The organism is Paracoccus fistulariae, from assembly GCF_028553785.1.
Classification (GTDB): domain Bacteria; phylum Pseudomonadota; class Alphaproteobacteria; order Rhodobacterales; family Rhodobacteraceae; genus Paracoccus; species Paracoccus fistulariae.
The window spans coordinates 3,593,082-3,606,882 of record NZ_CP067136.1 but is presented as its reverse complement, the minus strand read 5'-3'; the positions used below and the strand labels follow the sequence as shown (position 1 = coordinate 3,606,882).

Genomic DNA, 13,801 nt, shown 5'->3' with positions numbered 1-13,801 from the left:
GTCAGTCCTGTTGGTCGGCCTGCGCCGGGTCTGTATCCGCGTCGGCGGTCGGGTCGTCGGCGTCTGGTTCGTCGGCGGCCGGATCGTTCGCCGGATCGCTGGCCCCGTCTTTGGATTGTGCGCTGCCGGTCTTGGTGACGCGGCGAGGGTCGCTGTCGAGGACCAACCCCAGCGCGTCGAGCTTGGCGTTGGTCGCCGCGATCTCGGCCAGCACGGCGTCGGGGTTGCGGCCCTGCCGGGCGATCACCTCGGCCAGCGTCATGGTGCCCGAGCGGATGGACAGCAGGTTCGCCATCGCGTCCTTCTGCGGATCGACCGCCTCGAACTTCGGCGGCGACCATTCCACAGGCACGATCGGCGACGGGATCTGCCCCGCCGCCCATGCGGCTTCCGTGAACCACCGCCACACCGGGGCGCAGAACATCGGGATGAACAGCTGCCATTGGACGGCGTCGATCTGGCGGCGGAACTCCACGAGACCCGCCCGGATCGAGGAGTAGTTCACTTGGGACAGGTCCCCCGTCAGCAGCTCGTAGGGCACGCGGAAGCCTGCCGAGATCGTGTGCAGGCTCGCGCGCTTGTATTCGCCGTAGCCGCCCGTCGCCGAGGGCTGGTTGAAGCGGATGTCCTTGCCGCCGCGGGCATAGGCGATCAGCCCCGGCTCGAACTGTTCCACCCGGTTGCCGTCGGCATCGACCACGGAGGGCGCGATGCCCTGTTGCGCCTCGTCGTCGCCGAAGACGATGGCGGTGACGCAGGCCTCGGTCTTCTTGCGAACCAGTTCGGCCACTTCATAGTCGTCGAGATCACGCAACGACCGGATCACCGGCGCGCCCCAGGGGACGCCGCGCGCTTGCGTGCGCTGCTTCTCGTAGACATGGGCGATCTCGGTCGCGGGGACCGGGCGGCTCTGCAACCCGTTCTGCAAGGCCCCGTAGGCGTCGCCCGGATGCTCGGCATGCAGCCAGTAAGCCCGGCGCTTCCCGACCGGGTCGAACTCGATCCCCTGCACGAGGCGCCCTGCGCCGAGGGCTCCGGACTTGGTGGCGTCGAGGAAGTCGGCTTCCAGCACCTGCAATTGCAGCGGCACCGGCAGGCCGTCGCTCGCGCGCCGCAGGCGGCGGCGCACCAGAACCTCGCCCGCCTCGACCATCTCCCGGCAGATCAGCGTCTGCAGGCCATAGAAGTCAAGCTGGCCATCGGCGTCGCAGTCCGCCGTCCAGCGTTCGAAGAGCGCATCGACCTTCCGGTCCAGCTTGTCGTCGCCGCTAGCGGCGCGGGGCATGATGCCCGCGCCGATGATGTTGTTGACCAGCACCGCCACGGCCTTGGCCGCATGCGGGTTGTTGCGCACCAGATCGCGCATGCGGTCGCGCAGCAGCGCCCCGGCGACGCCGATTTCGGTGTCGGCCGAGGATCCCGGCGCGCGCCAGCCGTCCGTCCGTCGCCCGCGCGCCGCGCCGTCATAGCCACGCGTCAGCGTCTCGAATGCCTGACGCGCCATCACGCGCCGAGCCGCCATGCGCGGCGCCACCGTGGCGATGGCGTGGTCGAACCAGGTCGCCGACATCAGCGATCCCCGCGCGAGAAGCCAGCGAGCCCCGCCACGGGCAGCGGGCGGCTGAAGCCCGCGATGGCGCGCTCGATGGTCCGGATGCGGGCGAGCAGATCCTCGGCCGAGCCGTAATCCACCGACTTGCCGTCATAGCTGACGCGCGTCGTGCCGCTGGCATAGGCCCGGCGCAGCGCCGAAAGCTCGGTTTCCGTCCAGTCGATCATGTTCAGAACCATCCCTCCCGCCGCCCGAGCCAGTCGGAGCGGCGCTTGCCCTGCGGGGCCTGTCCCGGCCGGTTGATCTGCCCGGCGGGATCGGTGTCGGTGGGGGCGGCCCCGAGCTGATCCTCGAGGTCGCGCCATTTCTCGTCGGGCCAGCGGTCCGCGCCCGCGATCCAGGCGGCTGCGCGGGCGTAGACCCGGCAATCCAGCGCCTCGTTGCGCTCGCGCAGCTTCTGCCATTCCAGCCGGGCGAAGCCGCGCTTGGTGCGCACCGTCACCAGCTGCTCGGCCACGAACTGCTTCAGCCATTCGTTCTCGACCCAGTGCGGCAGGTGCACCGAGCCGGGCGGGAACGCCGCCCCGTCGGCCATCTCCTCCTCGGTCGGGCGTGCCAGCCGCAGGAAGCGGTAGGTTTCGGCCTTGAAGGTCGAGACCGCCACGGTCCAGAGCCGCGCCCCGCGCCGCAGGCGTTTGCCGCCCTCGGTCGCGTCGACAAAGGTCGGCCCCGACACCGGGCTCGAGCGGTTGAACCCCTCGACGCCCTTGACCGGCGACACCTGCGCGAAGCCTTGCGCCCGCGACCAGGAATAGACCGCCGGGGCCTCGTAGCCGGTGTCGATGGCGAGCCGCGCGATCCTGAGATGCGCGCGGCGTTCATGCGGCCAGGACCTGTCCAGCAGCGCGGTCAGCTCCGACCAGGCGTCGTGCCGGTCGGGCCCGCCCTCGATGACGACGTGATCGACGAGCCAGCTTTCCAAGCCGCGACCCCAGGCCCAGACATCGACCTCGATCCGGTCCTTCTGCACGTCGGCTCCGGCTGTCAGGAACAACCCGCCTGCTGGCACCGTGCCGGATTTCCAGCGTTCGCGCCGGTCGTAGAGCCGCTGCCAGTCGGGCGCTTCCCCGGTCTCGACCCATGTCTCGCCGAGGATCGTGTTGCGGAACGCCTTGATCGCCTCGTCCGACCCTTGGGCTGCTTCCCATGACCGCACGATCCGCTCCCAGCTCAGCCAGCCGATCGGCGAATAGAGCGCCGAAAGGTGATACCCGACCGTGGTCGGATCGGCGGCCGTGGCGGTCGCCCGCCATTCGCCGCCCTCCAGCATCGCCGTCTTGTGGTGTTCCGCGATTGCCGCGTCGCAGCCCTCGCAGTGATACTCGGCCGTCTCCGGGCGGCCCTTTTGCCAGCGCAGCCGGTCGAACTTCAGCCATTGTGCGTGGCCGCATTGTGGGCACGGCACGAAGAACCGACGCTGGTCGCTGGCCTCGTACTCGCGCTCGATGCGCGACAGCCCCCGGATCGTGGGCGTCGAGACCAGCAGCACCTTGCGCCGGTGGGCGAAGGTCAGGGAGCGCGCCTCGGCGAGCGTGACCGGATCGCCTTCCTCGTCGGCCGAGGCGGGATAGGCGTCGACCTCGTCGAGGAAGATGTAGCGCGCCGGGGTGGACCGAAGCCCGACCGCCGAGTTCGCGCCCGTCATGATCAGGATGCCGCCCGCGAACTCCTTCGAGAGCATCGTGTTGCCCGCATCGCGGGATCGCGCGGGCTTCACCCGCTCCCGCAGCTCTGGGCTTTCATCGATCAGCGGGTCGATGCGCTGGCGCGAGTTGCGCTTGGCCAGTTCCACGGTCGGCTGGACCGCCAGCATCGGACCCGGCGCCTGGTGGATCGCGAACCCGATCCAGTTGTTGCCCGCCTCGGTCGCGCCGACCTGCGCCGCCTTCATGAACACGATCCGCTGCGTGGGATCCCCCGGCGACAGCCGGTCCATGATCTCGCGCATGTAGGGCGTGCGCACGGTGCGATACCGCCCCGGTTCGGCTGAAGCCCGCCCCGAGAGCATCCGGTGCCGGTCCGCCCATTCCGAAACGGTCAGGTCCGGGTCGGGCCGCAACCCGTTGCCCCAGGCGCGGAGGATCTCGCCCGCGCCGTCGAAGTCGATCAGGCCATCATCGTCACCGGAAGTCGGGCCGGACCTCGGCGAGTTCGTCGAGGTGGGCGCGTACATGTTTCTCCAGGACCTTCTGCATCGCGGCTGGCTCCACGGTGATCTGCTGGCCGGTCACGTCGGCGCACGAGGCTGACAGTTCGGCCGCCATCAGCGCCGCCGCGCGTGCAGGCCAGTTCACCCACGCGTCCCGTTCCTCCCGCGCCAGCCGGAACACCAGCGCCAGCGCGCGGGCCCGCTCGATCAACTCCCCCTTCAGCTTCTGGAGCCGGATGCGCCGCTCCTGCGCTTTCAGCACCTCGTTCGCGGTCTTCGCCTGCAGGAAGGTCGTGCCGCCGCCGACGGCCGGGACTGCCAGCCCCTGTTCACGCAGCGTGTCGCCAACAGCGGCCACGGCCGCCTCGGGGACGGGCTTCAGCTTCGGCGCGGGCGGCTTCCTCGTCTTCGAAGGGTCCGTTGTCTCTGCCCGCCGGGCGTCGCTGGCGGCCGCGTTGATGCTGCCATCGGGATAGAGGACCAGCCGCTCGGCCGTCTTCGCCTTCTGGATCGCGCCCCGCGACAGCCCGACATGCGCGGCGTACTGGCGCTCGCTCATGCCCTGCATCGACGGCTCCGATTATCTATCGAAATCATGTTCTTATCGAGTTGATAAGCAGCGCGACCGGAGCGAACGTCCGTTCAGAAGGACGATGCAACTCACCAAGGAGCCATCACGATGACCACGCGCCTGAACCCGATCACCACCCCGCGCCACGAACTCCGCGCCGAGAAGGCGCGCCGGAATAAGGAAGCCGCGCTCGCGGCCTTCATCGGCAAGAAGGCCGAGATCGACGAGATGCTCGCCCGGCTGCAGACGCTGAGCGACGACCACTTCAACGCCCACCCCGACGAGATCAACTGGGGCCATGTCGGCACCCTCGAACACTACGCCAGCCTCCTGAAGCGCATCACCGACAGCGCCTTCGGCGAGGGCGAGCACGCCCGCTGATCTCCGGCACTGCCGGAACTCCCGCCGCGCGCCCTGCGCGGCTCGGGGTCGTAGGAGGCGCCGCATGACGCGGGCCCGAATACGGAGACGATCCCATGACCAAGCTTTCTGACACCCAAGCCATCATCCTCAGCGCCGCCGCACAGCGCGAGGACCGCATCGCACTGCCGCTGCCCGAGAGCCTGCGCGGCGGCGCCGCTGCCAAGGTGGTCGGCGCGATGCTCGCGAAGAACTTCCTGCAGGAGGTCGACGCCGACACGCGCAAGGGCGAGCTTATGTGGCGCGAGACCGGAGACGGCCACGGCGTCACGCTGGTTGCCACCGACGCGGGCCTTGCCGCCATCGGGATCGAGACCGAGGACGCGAACCCCGCGCCTGCGGGCGCGACGGACGCGCCTACCGAGGAGGCCGCGCCGGACACCCCCACCGTAGCCGAAACCGCGCCCAAGACGCGCACACCGCGCGAGGGCACCAAGCAGGCCACGCTGATCGCCATGCTGCGCGCACCGGACGGCGCGACCATCGAGGAGATCATGGCCGCGACGGGCTGGCAGTCGCACACGGTGCGCGGCGCGATGGCGGGGGCGCTGAAGAAGAAGCTCGGGCTCGAGGTGACCTCGGAGAAGGTCGAGGATCGGGGGCGCGTGTACAAACTCCCCGCCGCCTGACGCGCCGGACCCCGACAAGCTGATGACCGCCGTCCCTACGGGGCGGCGGTCGATCATTTGGCGCTCCGCATCCGGATCGCCTCGAACACCCGCCGCAAGGCGAAGGAACGGGCGATCGAGACGACGGTGAAAATGGCGCCCATCTTCAGGTTCTGCGCCAGCGTCGTGTGCAGCCCGAAGATCGGGAAGATCAGGATCTGCGTCACGACCGCGACGCCGTAGCCGACGATCACGTTGGCGACGGACTCGACCAGCGACATGAGGCGGGTCTGCTTCATGCCGCTGCCTCATCCATCGGCCAGCAGTTCAGCCGCGAGAGTTCGCAGCGCATGCGCCGCAACCAAGGGGACCACGCCGTTGCCACAGAGGCGAAGCCGGTCCACCCGGTGGGCCAACCCATCAGTGCCTCGACGAACAGCGGGTTCAAGGTCCGGCGCGGCTCGGAGGTATCGCTCCCAGCCATCGGCGTCACCAGGACCTGGCGGCCAAGCAGGCCGTTCACCGGCGTGTTCGCGAGTGTCGTCGCCCCGTCCTTGTGATCCCGCGCCGTCGGCGTCATCCACAATCCCACCGCATGGGTCAGATCGGCCGTCTTGCGGTTGCCCGCGCTCGGCTTGCAGCCGTCGTTCGCCATCGGCGTCGGCCAGTCCCGCGCCATGCGGTCCAGACCCTTCTCGTCTCGTCGTTCGCCGCCCCGGCTGCGGAAACTGTCGGTCTGCGGCGTGGGCCACATCGCAGCCGTGGTCGCCAGGTTCATGCCGTGCTGGCCCGCTTTCTGCGACGGCGTCGGTATTGTCTGCCTGTTCTCGTTGGCGCTGGCCCTTGGCGTCGGCCAGAGCCGCAGCAGTTCCGTCCGGTTCCCGCCACTCGACCGGGTGCCAGAGCAGGCGCGCGGGGTCGGCCAGCTCGTCCCCTTCGCGGATGGCGAGGATGAAGAGCCGCTCGCGCTTGTGGGGCGCGCCGACTTCCGCCGCCGTGAAGAGGCCTGCCGCAAGGCGGTAGCCCATGCCGACCAGTCCTGCGGCGACTTCGGGGAAGCCGAGGCGGAGATGATGGGCGACATTCTCGAGGAAGACGAAGGGCGGTTCGACCTCGCCGATGATGCGGGCGACATGCGGCCAGAGGTGGCGCGGGTCGTCGGCGCCCCGGCGTTTGCCCGCGACGGAGAACGGCTGGCACGGATAGCCCGCAGTGACGATGTCCACCGCGCCGCGCCACGGGCGGCCGTCGAAAGTTGCAACATCGTCCCAGACAACAGCCTGATCCAGGGACGCGTCTTCCATCCGCGCCACGAGAGTGGCTGCGGCGAAGGTTTCCCGTTCGACATGGCCCACAGCACGATATCCGGGGATGGCGATGGTGAGCCCGAGGTCGATACCGCCCGCGCCGGAGCAGAGGGAGAGGCCGAACAGACATGCGTCTCCGGCTCCGGAAGCGTCTCCGGAGGAAGGTAGAGCCAGGTCATGCATGTCACGCGGCGGTCTGGCGCTTTCGCGCGGGTTCGGGTTCGGCGTCCGTGTCCGGCGTATCGGTGACGTCGCCCAGCCGCTCCGCCTTCACCTGCGCGAAGGTCCGGCCGTCGCCGTCGAGGATCGCGTCCTTGTCGGTTTCGGCCTGCCAACGCTCCACGGCGACATCGACATACGCCGCGCTGATCTCCATTGCGAAGACGCGGCGGCCATTGGCCTCGCCCGCCATGATCTGCGACCCGGAGCCGGAGAACGGCTCATAGCAGAGGCCGCCCCGCGCCACATGCTGGCGCATCGGGATCCCGAAGGCGTCGAGCGGCTTCGGCGTCGGATGGTCAGGCCGGTCATCCTTGGCGAAGCTGGGAAGCGCCCATGTCGATGGCAGCGTTTCCTCGGCCACCTTCGGCGGGCGGTTCGGGCGACGCCAGCCCATGAAACAGGGCTCGTGCTTCCAGAGGTAATGCGACCGGGTCAGGACGCCCCGGTCTTTCACCCAGATGATTTGCTGATGCACAAAGGCGCCTGCCTTCTCCCAGCAGGCTTCCAGCATCGCCTGGCGGCGCGAGGCGTGCCAGCAGTACCAGGCAGCATCCTCGGCGATGGCTTCCGCCACGGCTGCAGCGATGAACCCGTCATAGAGTTCCGCGCCCTGCGAACTGTCGTCCCAAGTCGTGCCGTAGGACGCCGACCAGTCCTTGTTGCGGGTCGGATGGTTCGAGCCGTCGTAGTCGACGAGATACGGTGGATCGGTCGCGAAAAGGATCGCGCGCTCACCGTTCATCAGGCGGCGCACATCGGCCGCGCTGGTGCTGTCGCCGCAGAGCAGCCGGTGATCGCCGAGGATCCAGAGATCGCCCGTCCGCGACGCCGGATTGCGTGGGGGTTCGGGGATGGTCACCGGCGGCACGGAGCCCCCGGCGCCCTCTTCCTCGCCGCCACCGTCGAGATCGAAGGCCAGCAGCTTGTCGAGTTCGCCATCGGAAAACCCGACCAGCGACAGGTCGAAGTCTTCGGCCAGCAGGTCGTTCAGTTCCGCCGACAGCAGCGCCTCGTCCCAGGTGCCGAGTTCCGTCAGCTTGTTGTCCGCAATCCGGTACGCCCGGCGCTGCGCTTCGGTCAGGTGCCCGAGCACGATCACCGGCGCCTCGGTCAGCCCGAGCTGCGTCGCGGCCAGCACGCGCCCGTGGCCTGCTATCAGTTCGCCGTCCTCGCCGACGAGGCAGGGCACGGTCCAGCCGAACTCGGCCATGCTGGCGGCGATCTTCGCGACCTGATCCGCGCCATGCGCCTTCGCGTTCTTCGCGTAGGGCTGGAGGCGCGACAGCGGCCACGTCTCGATCGCGTCCGGGGCGAAGCTCAACGTCATGATGGGCACGGTTCCTCGGTCGGGTGGATGCCGGTGGCTTCCGGACTCCGGATGCCGGGCCGGACTCCACACGGGGTCCAGCGGCCACCAGCGGTGTCCGGTCGGAAGGCCAGCGTTCATTGGTGTTTGCGCGGGGCGCGCGTGGCTCCGGCTTCCGGGTGGCTTCCCAAAAATCCGGCCCTGTCGCTGGCGATGTTCCGCGCTTCGCCCGCCAGCATACAAATGTCGCCAGGAAGGAACCAGAAACTGCCGTGGGCTGGACCCCGGCCGGACCCTCGCTGGATACCGGGGTCCAGAAGGCCCCCGTCAACGCAAAAGGGAGAGCGAGCTTCCAGCGCACTCTCCCCATCTTGCCTTCGGAATAGCACGATCATGTTGCAGATGTCGAAGGAAAAAGTGTTGCAACACATTGGAGTCACTGTGCATTCAGCCGCGCGGCGATCTTGGTCAGCGCCAGTTGCCAGCGCCGCCAGGCGGTCGTGCGGTCGCACCCCAGCTCGCCGCTGATCTGCTTCCACGGCACCCGGGCCGCACGCGACCAGACCAGCTTGCGCTCCGCCTCCTCGATCCAGAGCACCCAGTCGAAGGTCTGCTCAAGCCGGGTGATCGCGGCGGCAGAGGGCCAGACCCGCATCGGCTGCGGCTCCATCGCGGCGATCTCGCGGCTGGTCCGCACGATGTCGGGCCAGGTGTTGAAGTAGCCCTGTGCCTTCACCGGCGGCAGCTTGCGCAGGGTGCGGAATGCCTCCTCGAAATGATCGGCGACGCAGTCGGCGGTCCATTCGCGATCAGCCATGCCGCGCCTCCCTGTCGGAAGGGCGCGGGCCGTAGAGCTTCTCGCCCAGCTGGCGGACCAGTTCACGCTCGGGCCAGGTGAGGCGGTCGTCATCAGCGGAGACCGCGAGGACGCCCTGTTCCTGCCAGCCCTCGCGCTTGACCTGTTCGGGATCCCGGCGCCGACCGCCGTAGCCATGGGGGTGCCACCTCATGCGACACCCCCTTTCGTCTCGATCGCCCAGAGCAGGATGGCGATGGCGTCGGCCTCGTTGTCGTCGGCCGGGCTGAAGCCGCGGGCGCGGACGGCGGCGACCATGGTGGCCTTGTCGGCGTTGCCCTTGCCCGAGGCGTGGCGCTTGATCGTGCCGACCGGCACGCCCTCGTACGGCACGCCGCGAAGTTCCGCCCATGCGGTCCGCGTGGCCATAAGCCCGCCGTAGATATGGCTCGCGTCGGTGCCCGCGTGGCGGCGGACTTCCTCGAACCAGATGGCGGCGACAGGACCGGACAGCCGGTCGATCTCGGTCAGCCAGTTGGTGAAGCGCAGGTAGCGCATGCCGCCGCCATCGAAGCGGCCGGGGCGGAGCGAGACGGTGCCGCTGGTGATCAGACCGTCATGGCCGCGGATCGCCCAGCCAGTCGTGGTGCCGAGGTCGAGGGCGAGGATGCAGCGGTTGCGGGAGGTGTCGAGCGGCAGCGATTCAAACCTTGCGCCGTCGCAATTCGGGATCAGAGTCGGCTGAGCCATGATGGGTCTCCTTTGCCGGTGGCCTGTGGTGGTGGAAGACGACGGCGGTCTGGTGCTTGGCGGTACGGGCCCGCCGTCGTCGGATCGGAGAGCACAAGGGAGCGTCACGGCGGCGCGCGCGGCTGACCCGGACGTATGGGAGGAGTGGCCAACCCTGTGGGGTGGCCCTCCCATACGTAGTATGGGGGTTTGACACCTAACTGTTCCGGGGCGTTCAAGTGGCTGGAATCATTGCGGAATAAGACTTCATGAAGTCTTCGGGCATGAGTTAGGGACCTAACTCTTATTTGCCCGTAACCCGTTGATTTCGTTGAGTGCACAGTTGGCGCTGTCATATGAGTCAGGCCTCACTCATATGAGTTAGGTCGTCCTCGAGCCCCTCCGGGTAGACCCAGACGGCGGGGTTTTCGACCTGCAGGCAGAGTCCGGACTGGGGGCATTTGAAGTGGCTGGGCAGGACCGGACGGGCGGTTGTGGCGACCTCGCCGGTGTCCGGATCGACATGCTCGACGGGCGCGCCGAACTGCATGCCCTCGACGCAGAGATAGCCGAACCGCGACCGGGTGACGGGGAAGCCGAACCCCGAGGCGTCGCGCAGGAACTTCACGAAGCCCTTGGTCGCCAGCACGCTGAGGCGCTCGCGGATCGTGTGCTTGCTGCCCAGACCTCCCCGGTTCTCGAAGGTCTCGGCGAACTGCATCGCGGTGTAGAGGCGCTCGCTCGCCGCCTCATCCAGCAACATGCCGAGGATGACATCGTGCTTGCGCAGCCGTTCGGCATCGAGTTTGGCGCCGACCTCCTTGCGCACCAGGCGCTCGTTCATCGGATTCAGCTCGACCCACTCGCCCTTCACCTTGTCGATGAGCTTGCCCGGCAGCGCAGGGCCGTTCCGAAGCTCGATCTCCAGCCTGCGGACGGTGCTATCCTCGTCTGGTCGGTGCATGAGCAGACCTGAGGTGTAGAAGCCGCGCAGCGCGCTGGCGCCGGAGAGCGCGAGGAAGGGATCGTCCTTGACCTGGTGCTTGCTGGCCTTGCGGGTGTGGTGAGCGAGGATGACGCCCGCATCCGGATTGACCGCCTCGCGCAGGAGCTCCACGCGGTCCTTCAGGAAGAACATCATGGCGGTGTTGTCGTTCTCGCCGCCCCCCTCAGGTCCGCCGTCGAAGAGATTGCGGATCGGGTCGATGACGATGATGTCGGGCGGCGCGTCGGCGAATGCGGCCCGCATCGCCTCGGCCACGCGGGCGACGCCCTCCGCGTCGAGCAGCAGCTTCAGCTTGGGCGTGGCGATGAAGGTGTCGCGCGCGGCGGCGATCACGGCGGCGGCCAGAGCGATCTGCTGCATGCGCTCGCGCAGGTAGTGATACTGGATCTCGGCCTGCAGGTAGAACACGCGCAGCGGCCGGGGCGGCGTGAAGCCGAGGAACGGCACGCCCGCCGCCATGTGCACGAGCCAGGAGATCAGGAAGTCACTCTTGCCGACCTTGGGCGCGCCCCCCAGCACCAGGAGACCGCCCGGCGTCAGCACGCGCGGACCGATGATGTCCTCGGGCATCGGGCTCGTGTCGTCGAGCAGCGCGCCGAGGCTGAATGTCGGCAGCGGGCTGGCCGGGGCACCGGCGTGGGCCGCGCGCAGGAGCGGCGGACCGTTGCGCTTCACATGCAACGCCCAGAGCCGTTCGGACTCGGCCATCAGCCGATCGAGCGGCCAGGACGGTCGCAACATGGCGGCGTTGTAGCCGCAGATCGCCTCCCAGCCCGCGAAGGGGTCGAGGCGGCCCTCGTGCACCAGGCGTACGTAATGGCCGATGGCGGCGCTTGCCCCCTGGAAGCGGGACCAGTCGTCCACCGCGCCTTCGCGCACCGGCGTGGTGAGCACGGCGTCGATGCCGGGCTTCGCGGTCGGCGCGGCAACGTCGCTGGCAAAGCCCACACCGGGCAGCGGCGGCATCTCGCCGACCTTTTCGGCGAAATCCGCAAGATCCACCTCGACGTCGCGATGTTCGCGGATCTGCACGAGGCGTTGATGGCCATGCTTGTGATAGACCGTGCCGGGCACCCGGATCGGCTGGTGCGCCGAGCGGAAATGCGTGTCGCCGCCGACCTTCACGGCGATCTCGCCGCGCAGGCGGCAGAGGGTGGCCAGATCCTCGCCCTCGGCGGGTTCGGTCAGTTTCCACCAGACATGGAGCTTCGCGGCACCCTCGGGCGTGCGCCCGCCGCTTTCGATGATCAGCGTCGGCGTTCCGAGGTGGCGGGTGACATGGTCCAGCTTGGCCGGGATGTCACCCGCGTCCAGATCGACGACGATGGCCTGCATCTGCAGCACATCGGCGGCGCGGGCCTGGCCCTGTTCCTCGACCGTGCCGGGAATGACATAGACGGCGGCACCTTCGCGGTTCGCCCATCCGGCGAAGGTTGTGAGTTTCTCGGGCGCAGTGTCGTCGGCCGGGATCCAGATGTTGTGCGGCTTGCCGTCCCGGCCCTGACCCTTGTCGACGAAGCCGCGTAGCGGGATCAGCCCCTCGCACCAGCTGAACACGGTGTCGAGGAACACGGCGATCTGCTCGGGATCAGGGTCGCAGCCGAACGGGTTCTCGGACGGTGGCCCGTCGTTGAAGTCCATCCACGGGTTGAAGTGCAGGATGCCGTCGTCGCTCATGCGGGAAGCCCCCAGCAGCGCTCGGACCAGGGGCAGAAGCGGCATTCGAAGAAGTCGGGCGTGGTGGCGACGCGCGGCAGAAGCTCGCCCGCATCGGTCGCCTGAAGGATCCGCACCCCGCGGTCCGACATGCGCTGCGCGAGATCGGCGTCGAAAGGCACCAGCTCATGATGAAGCTCGGCGGTGTCCTTGTTGATCGCGGTGAAGAGCGCGGGCGCGGCCGAGATGCCGGGGACCGTCCCTTCCATGTAGGCTTGGTAGAGCGCGATCTGGGCGGCGTAGACCGGCTTGGATTTCGTCACGCCGTCCTTGACGCAGGCGCGCCAGTTCTTCGCGTTCATCGTCTTGCATTCCCAGAGTGCGGGAACGGCCAGACCGAAGCCCTCGGGCCCGGCGGCAATGATGCCGTCGACATGACCGCGGATGCGCCCGCCAGCGACCGAGAAACCGAACTGGCCGCCATCGGGCCGGTTGCCTTTCCGGGTGTAGAGGTCGAAGCCCGCGCCGCGCAGCCAGGCGACGGCCAGATCCTCGAGCGCATGGCCGATGGCGAAGATGCGCAGCGATTGGCCGCTGAAGTCTTGGCCCTCGTCCTTCGGCGTCGCCGTGAACTCGAACTGAAGGGCGCGCTCGCAGGCATGGCCGAGGCGCGAGCCGCCGAGATAGTCGCGGGGCGGCCGCGTCGCCTGATCGGCCGTGAGCGCCCGATCGACGGCGGCGTTGACCTTGTCGGCAAAGCTGGGGCGGCGGTTATAGTCCAGCATGCTGGCCTCCCTCGTAGCTGCGGTGGGCGAGCCCGTGGCAGGTCGAGCAGAGCCATTCGACCGAGAGCGGCGCGTCATAGTCGTGGTGATGCGCTTCGAGGTCGGTCACGCAGCCACATCGCTGACACCAGACCGGCACGACGATCCGACAAGCCTTGACGGCATGCCGGACGATGCTGTGGGCCCGATATTTCTCGGCGTGGCGCAGGCGATAGCGACGCTGCGCCTCCCGATGCTTCTCGGGGTTCCTGAATTTCTGCGCGTAGGCGCGCTGGTATTCCCGGCGGCAGTCGCGGCACCAGGTCTGCCGACCATCGGGACTGAGCCGGCGGCGTCCGAACTCGCAGACGTCCTTCTCGACGCCGCATTTCGTGCAGAGCTTGGTCAAAACGGCACCTCCGGCGTCTGCGCCCGGGCGATGTCGGACATGGCCTCGCGGAAGCCCTCGACGGCTTCCTCGATCAGCGCGCGCACCTGCGGCTCGGTCAGATCGGCGAGCGGGGTGGCCCAGCCGATCTCGTCCATCAGCAGGGCGACGCGCTTCATGGTGGCGGTGATCGCGGCGCGCTCCTCCTCGGTCAGGTCAACCATGGCGAAACGCTCCCGCGCCAAGCGCGTCCAGAAGGACTGGCAG

The 13,801-nt window shown here is 68.5% G+C and carries 16 protein-coding genes and 1 pseudogene; 2 read left to right on the top strand and 15 right to left on the bottom strand.

Annotated features, from left to right (window positions below; all coding sequences use genetic code 11):
- Position 1: 1 nt before the first annotated feature.
- Genes JHX87_RS17830 through JHX87_RS17815 form a run of 4 tightly spaced genes read right to left on the bottom strand, consistent with a single transcriptional unit; the run spans position 2 to position 4,329 of the window.
- Complete coding sequence (locus tag JHX87_RS17830) at positions 2–1,570, bottom strand: phage portal protein (RefSeq protein ID WP_123644170.1); 1,569 nt, start codon at positions 1,568–1,570, stop codon at positions 2–4.
- The gene (locus JHX87_RS17825) at positions 1,570–1,779 is read right to left on the bottom strand and encodes a phage head-tail joining protein (RefSeq protein WP_177208251.1); all 210 of its coding nucleotides are present in this window, start codon (positions 1,777–1,779) and stop codon (positions 1,570–1,572) included. Before JHX87_RS17825 ends, JHX87_RS17830 begins: the two co-directional genes overlap by 1 nt.
- Positions 1,780–1,781: 2 nt before the next feature.
- Positions 1,782–3,785 (bottom strand): phage terminase large subunit family protein, encoded by a 2,004-nt coding sequence (locus tag JHX87_RS17820; RefSeq protein ID WP_083548831.1) that lies wholly within the window; start codon positions 3,783–3,785, stop codon positions 1,782–1,784.
- A complete protein-coding gene (locus tag JHX87_RS17815) occupies positions 3,733–4,329 on the bottom strand; it encodes a hypothetical protein (RefSeq protein WP_272833770.1) in 597 nt (198 codons plus the stop codon). The genes JHX87_RS17820 and JHX87_RS17815 overlap by 53 nt, the downstream gene beginning before the upstream one ends.
- 111 nt (positions 4,330–4,440) lie before the next feature.
- On the opposite strand from JHX87_RS17815, the gene JHX87_RS17810 reads away from it, so the two are divergent.
- Together JHX87_RS17810 and JHX87_RS17805 are read left to right on the top strand one after the other, a co-directional pair.
- A complete protein-coding gene (locus JHX87_RS17810) occupies positions 4,441–4,713 on the top strand; it encodes a hypothetical protein (protein WP_028720222.1) in 273 nt (90 codons plus the stop codon).
- Positions 4,714–4,808: 95 nt separating this feature from the next.
- Positions 4,809–5,381, top strand: a complete 573-nt coding sequence (locus JHX87_RS17805; RefSeq protein ID WP_028720221.1) for a DUF3489 domain-containing protein — start codon at positions 4,809–4,811, stop codon at positions 5,379–5,381.
- A gap of 53 nt (positions 5,382–5,434) precedes the next feature.
- Here JHX87_RS17805 and JHX87_RS17800 read toward each other — a convergent pair whose 3' ends face one another.
- From JHX87_RS17800 to JHX87_RS17750, 11 genes and pseudogenes are all read right to left on the bottom strand, one after another.
- Positions 5,435–5,659, bottom strand: a complete 225-nt coding sequence (locus JHX87_RS17800) for a DUF7220 family protein (RefSeq protein ID WP_028720220.1) — start codon at positions 5,657–5,659, stop codon at positions 5,435–5,437.
- Positions 5,656–6,138, bottom strand: a complete 483-nt coding sequence (locus tag JHX87_RS17795) for a hypothetical protein (protein ID WP_177208252.1) — start codon at positions 6,136–6,138, stop codon at positions 5,656–5,658. The genes JHX87_RS17800 and JHX87_RS17795 overlap by 4 nt, the downstream gene beginning before the upstream one ends.
- 202 nt (positions 6,139–6,340) lie before the next feature.
- Positions 6,341–6,850 (bottom strand): annotated as a pseudogene (locus tag JHX87_RS17790) (DNA cytosine methyltransferase); the annotation flags it as partial.
- A gap of 1 nt (position 6,851) precedes the next feature.
- Complete coding sequence (locus JHX87_RS17785; RefSeq protein WP_093359550.1) at positions 6,852–8,216, bottom strand: site-specific DNA-methyltransferase; 1,365 nt, start codon at positions 8,214–8,216, stop codon at positions 6,852–6,854.
- Positions 8,217–8,631: 415 nt separating this feature from the next.
- Complete coding sequence (locus tag JHX87_RS17780; RefSeq protein WP_018303644.1) at positions 8,632–9,012, bottom strand: DUF6362 family protein; 381 nt, start codon at positions 9,010–9,012, stop codon at positions 8,632–8,634.
- Positions 9,005–9,205 carry a hypothetical protein gene (locus JHX87_RS17775; protein ID WP_028720215.1) on the bottom strand — a complete coding sequence of 67 codons (201 nt, stop codon included), beginning with the start codon at positions 9,203–9,205 and terminating at the stop codon, positions 9,005–9,007. Before JHX87_RS17775 ends, JHX87_RS17780 begins: the two co-directional genes overlap by 8 nt.
- Complete coding sequence (locus tag JHX87_RS17770; protein ID WP_271883479.1) at positions 9,202–9,741, bottom strand: crossover junction endodeoxyribonuclease RuvC; 540 nt, start codon at positions 9,739–9,741, stop codon at positions 9,202–9,204. Before JHX87_RS17770 ends, JHX87_RS17775 begins: the two co-directional genes overlap by 4 nt.
- Positions 9,742–10,081: 340 nt before the next feature.
- Positions 10,082–12,403, bottom strand: coding sequence for an AAA family ATPase (locus tag JHX87_RS17765; RefSeq protein WP_203561090.1), 2,322 nt, complete (start codon positions 12,401–12,403; stop codon positions 10,082–10,084).
- Positions 12,400–13,167, bottom strand: a complete 768-nt coding sequence (locus tag JHX87_RS17760; RefSeq protein WP_163464888.1) for a hypothetical protein — start codon at positions 13,165–13,167, stop codon at positions 12,400–12,402. The genes JHX87_RS17765 and JHX87_RS17760 overlap by 4 nt, the downstream gene beginning before the upstream one ends.
- Positions 13,154–13,555 (bottom strand): hypothetical protein, encoded by a 402-nt coding sequence (locus JHX87_RS17755; protein WP_163464887.1) that lies wholly within the window; start codon positions 13,553–13,555, stop codon positions 13,154–13,156. The genes JHX87_RS17760 and JHX87_RS17755 overlap by 14 nt, the downstream gene beginning before the upstream one ends.
- The gene (locus JHX87_RS17750) at positions 13,552–13,758 is read right to left on the bottom strand and encodes a DUF6511 domain-containing protein (protein WP_050474573.1); all 207 of its coding nucleotides are present in this window, start codon (positions 13,756–13,758) and stop codon (positions 13,552–13,554) included. Before JHX87_RS17750 ends, JHX87_RS17755 begins: the two co-directional genes overlap by 4 nt.
- Positions 13,759–13,801: the final 43 nt, after the last annotated feature.

Bases quoted from the DNA above. Each gene is read 5' to 3' on its own strand.
- JHX87_RS17830 (WP_123644170.1), bottom strand. From the start codon at position 1,570: ATGTCGGCGACCTGGTTCGACCACGCCATCGCCACGGTGGCGCCGCGC.
- JHX87_RS17825 (WP_177208251.1), bottom strand. From the start codon at position 1,779: ATGATCGACTGGACGGAAACCGAGCTTTCGGCGCTGCGCCGGGCCTAT.
- JHX87_RS17820 (WP_083548831.1), bottom strand. From the start codon at position 3,785: ATGTACGCGCCCACCTCGACGAACTCGCCGAGGTCCGGCCCGACTTCC.
- JHX87_RS17815 (WP_272833770.1), bottom strand. From the start codon at position 4,329: ATGCAGGGCATGAGCGAGCGCCAGTACGCCGCGCATGTCGGGCTGTCG.
- JHX87_RS17810 (WP_028720222.1), top strand. From the start codon at position 4,441: ATGACCACGCGCCTGAACCCGATCACCACCCCGCGCCACGAACTCCGC.
- JHX87_RS17805 (WP_028720221.1), top strand. From the start codon at position 4,809: ATGACCAAGCTTTCTGACACCCAAGCCATCATCCTCAGCGCCGCCGCA.
- JHX87_RS17800 (WP_028720220.1), bottom strand. From the start codon at position 5,659: ATGAAGCAGACCCGCCTCATGTCGCTGGTCGAGTCCGTCGCCAACGTG.
- JHX87_RS17795 (WP_177208252.1), bottom strand. From the start codon at position 6,138: ATGAACCTGGCGACCACGGCTGCGATGTGGCCCACGCCGCAGACCGAC.
- JHX87_RS17785 (WP_093359550.1), bottom strand. From the start codon at position 8,216: ATGACGTTGAGCTTCGCCCCGGACGCGATCGAGACGTGGCCGCTGTCG.
- JHX87_RS17780 (WP_018303644.1), bottom strand. From the start codon at position 9,012: ATGGCTGATCGCGAATGGACCGCCGACTGCGTCGCCGATCATTTCGAG.
- JHX87_RS17775 (WP_028720215.1), bottom strand. From the start codon at position 9,205: ATGAGGTGGCACCCCCATGGCTACGGCGGTCGGCGCCGGGATCCCGAA.
- JHX87_RS17770 (WP_271883479.1), bottom strand. From the start codon at position 9,741: ATGGCTCAGCCGACTCTGATCCCGAATTGCGACGGCGCAAGGTTTGAA.
- JHX87_RS17765 (WP_203561090.1), bottom strand. From the start codon at position 12,403: ATGAGCGACGACGGCATCCTGCACTTCAACCCGTGGATGGACTTCAAC.
- JHX87_RS17760 (WP_163464888.1), bottom strand. From the start codon at position 13,167: ATGCTGGACTATAACCGCCGCCCCAGCTTTGCCGACAAGGTCAACGCC.
- JHX87_RS17750 (WP_050474573.1), bottom strand. From the start codon at position 13,758: ATGGTTGACCTGACCGAGGAGGAGCGCGCCGCGATCACCGCCACCATG.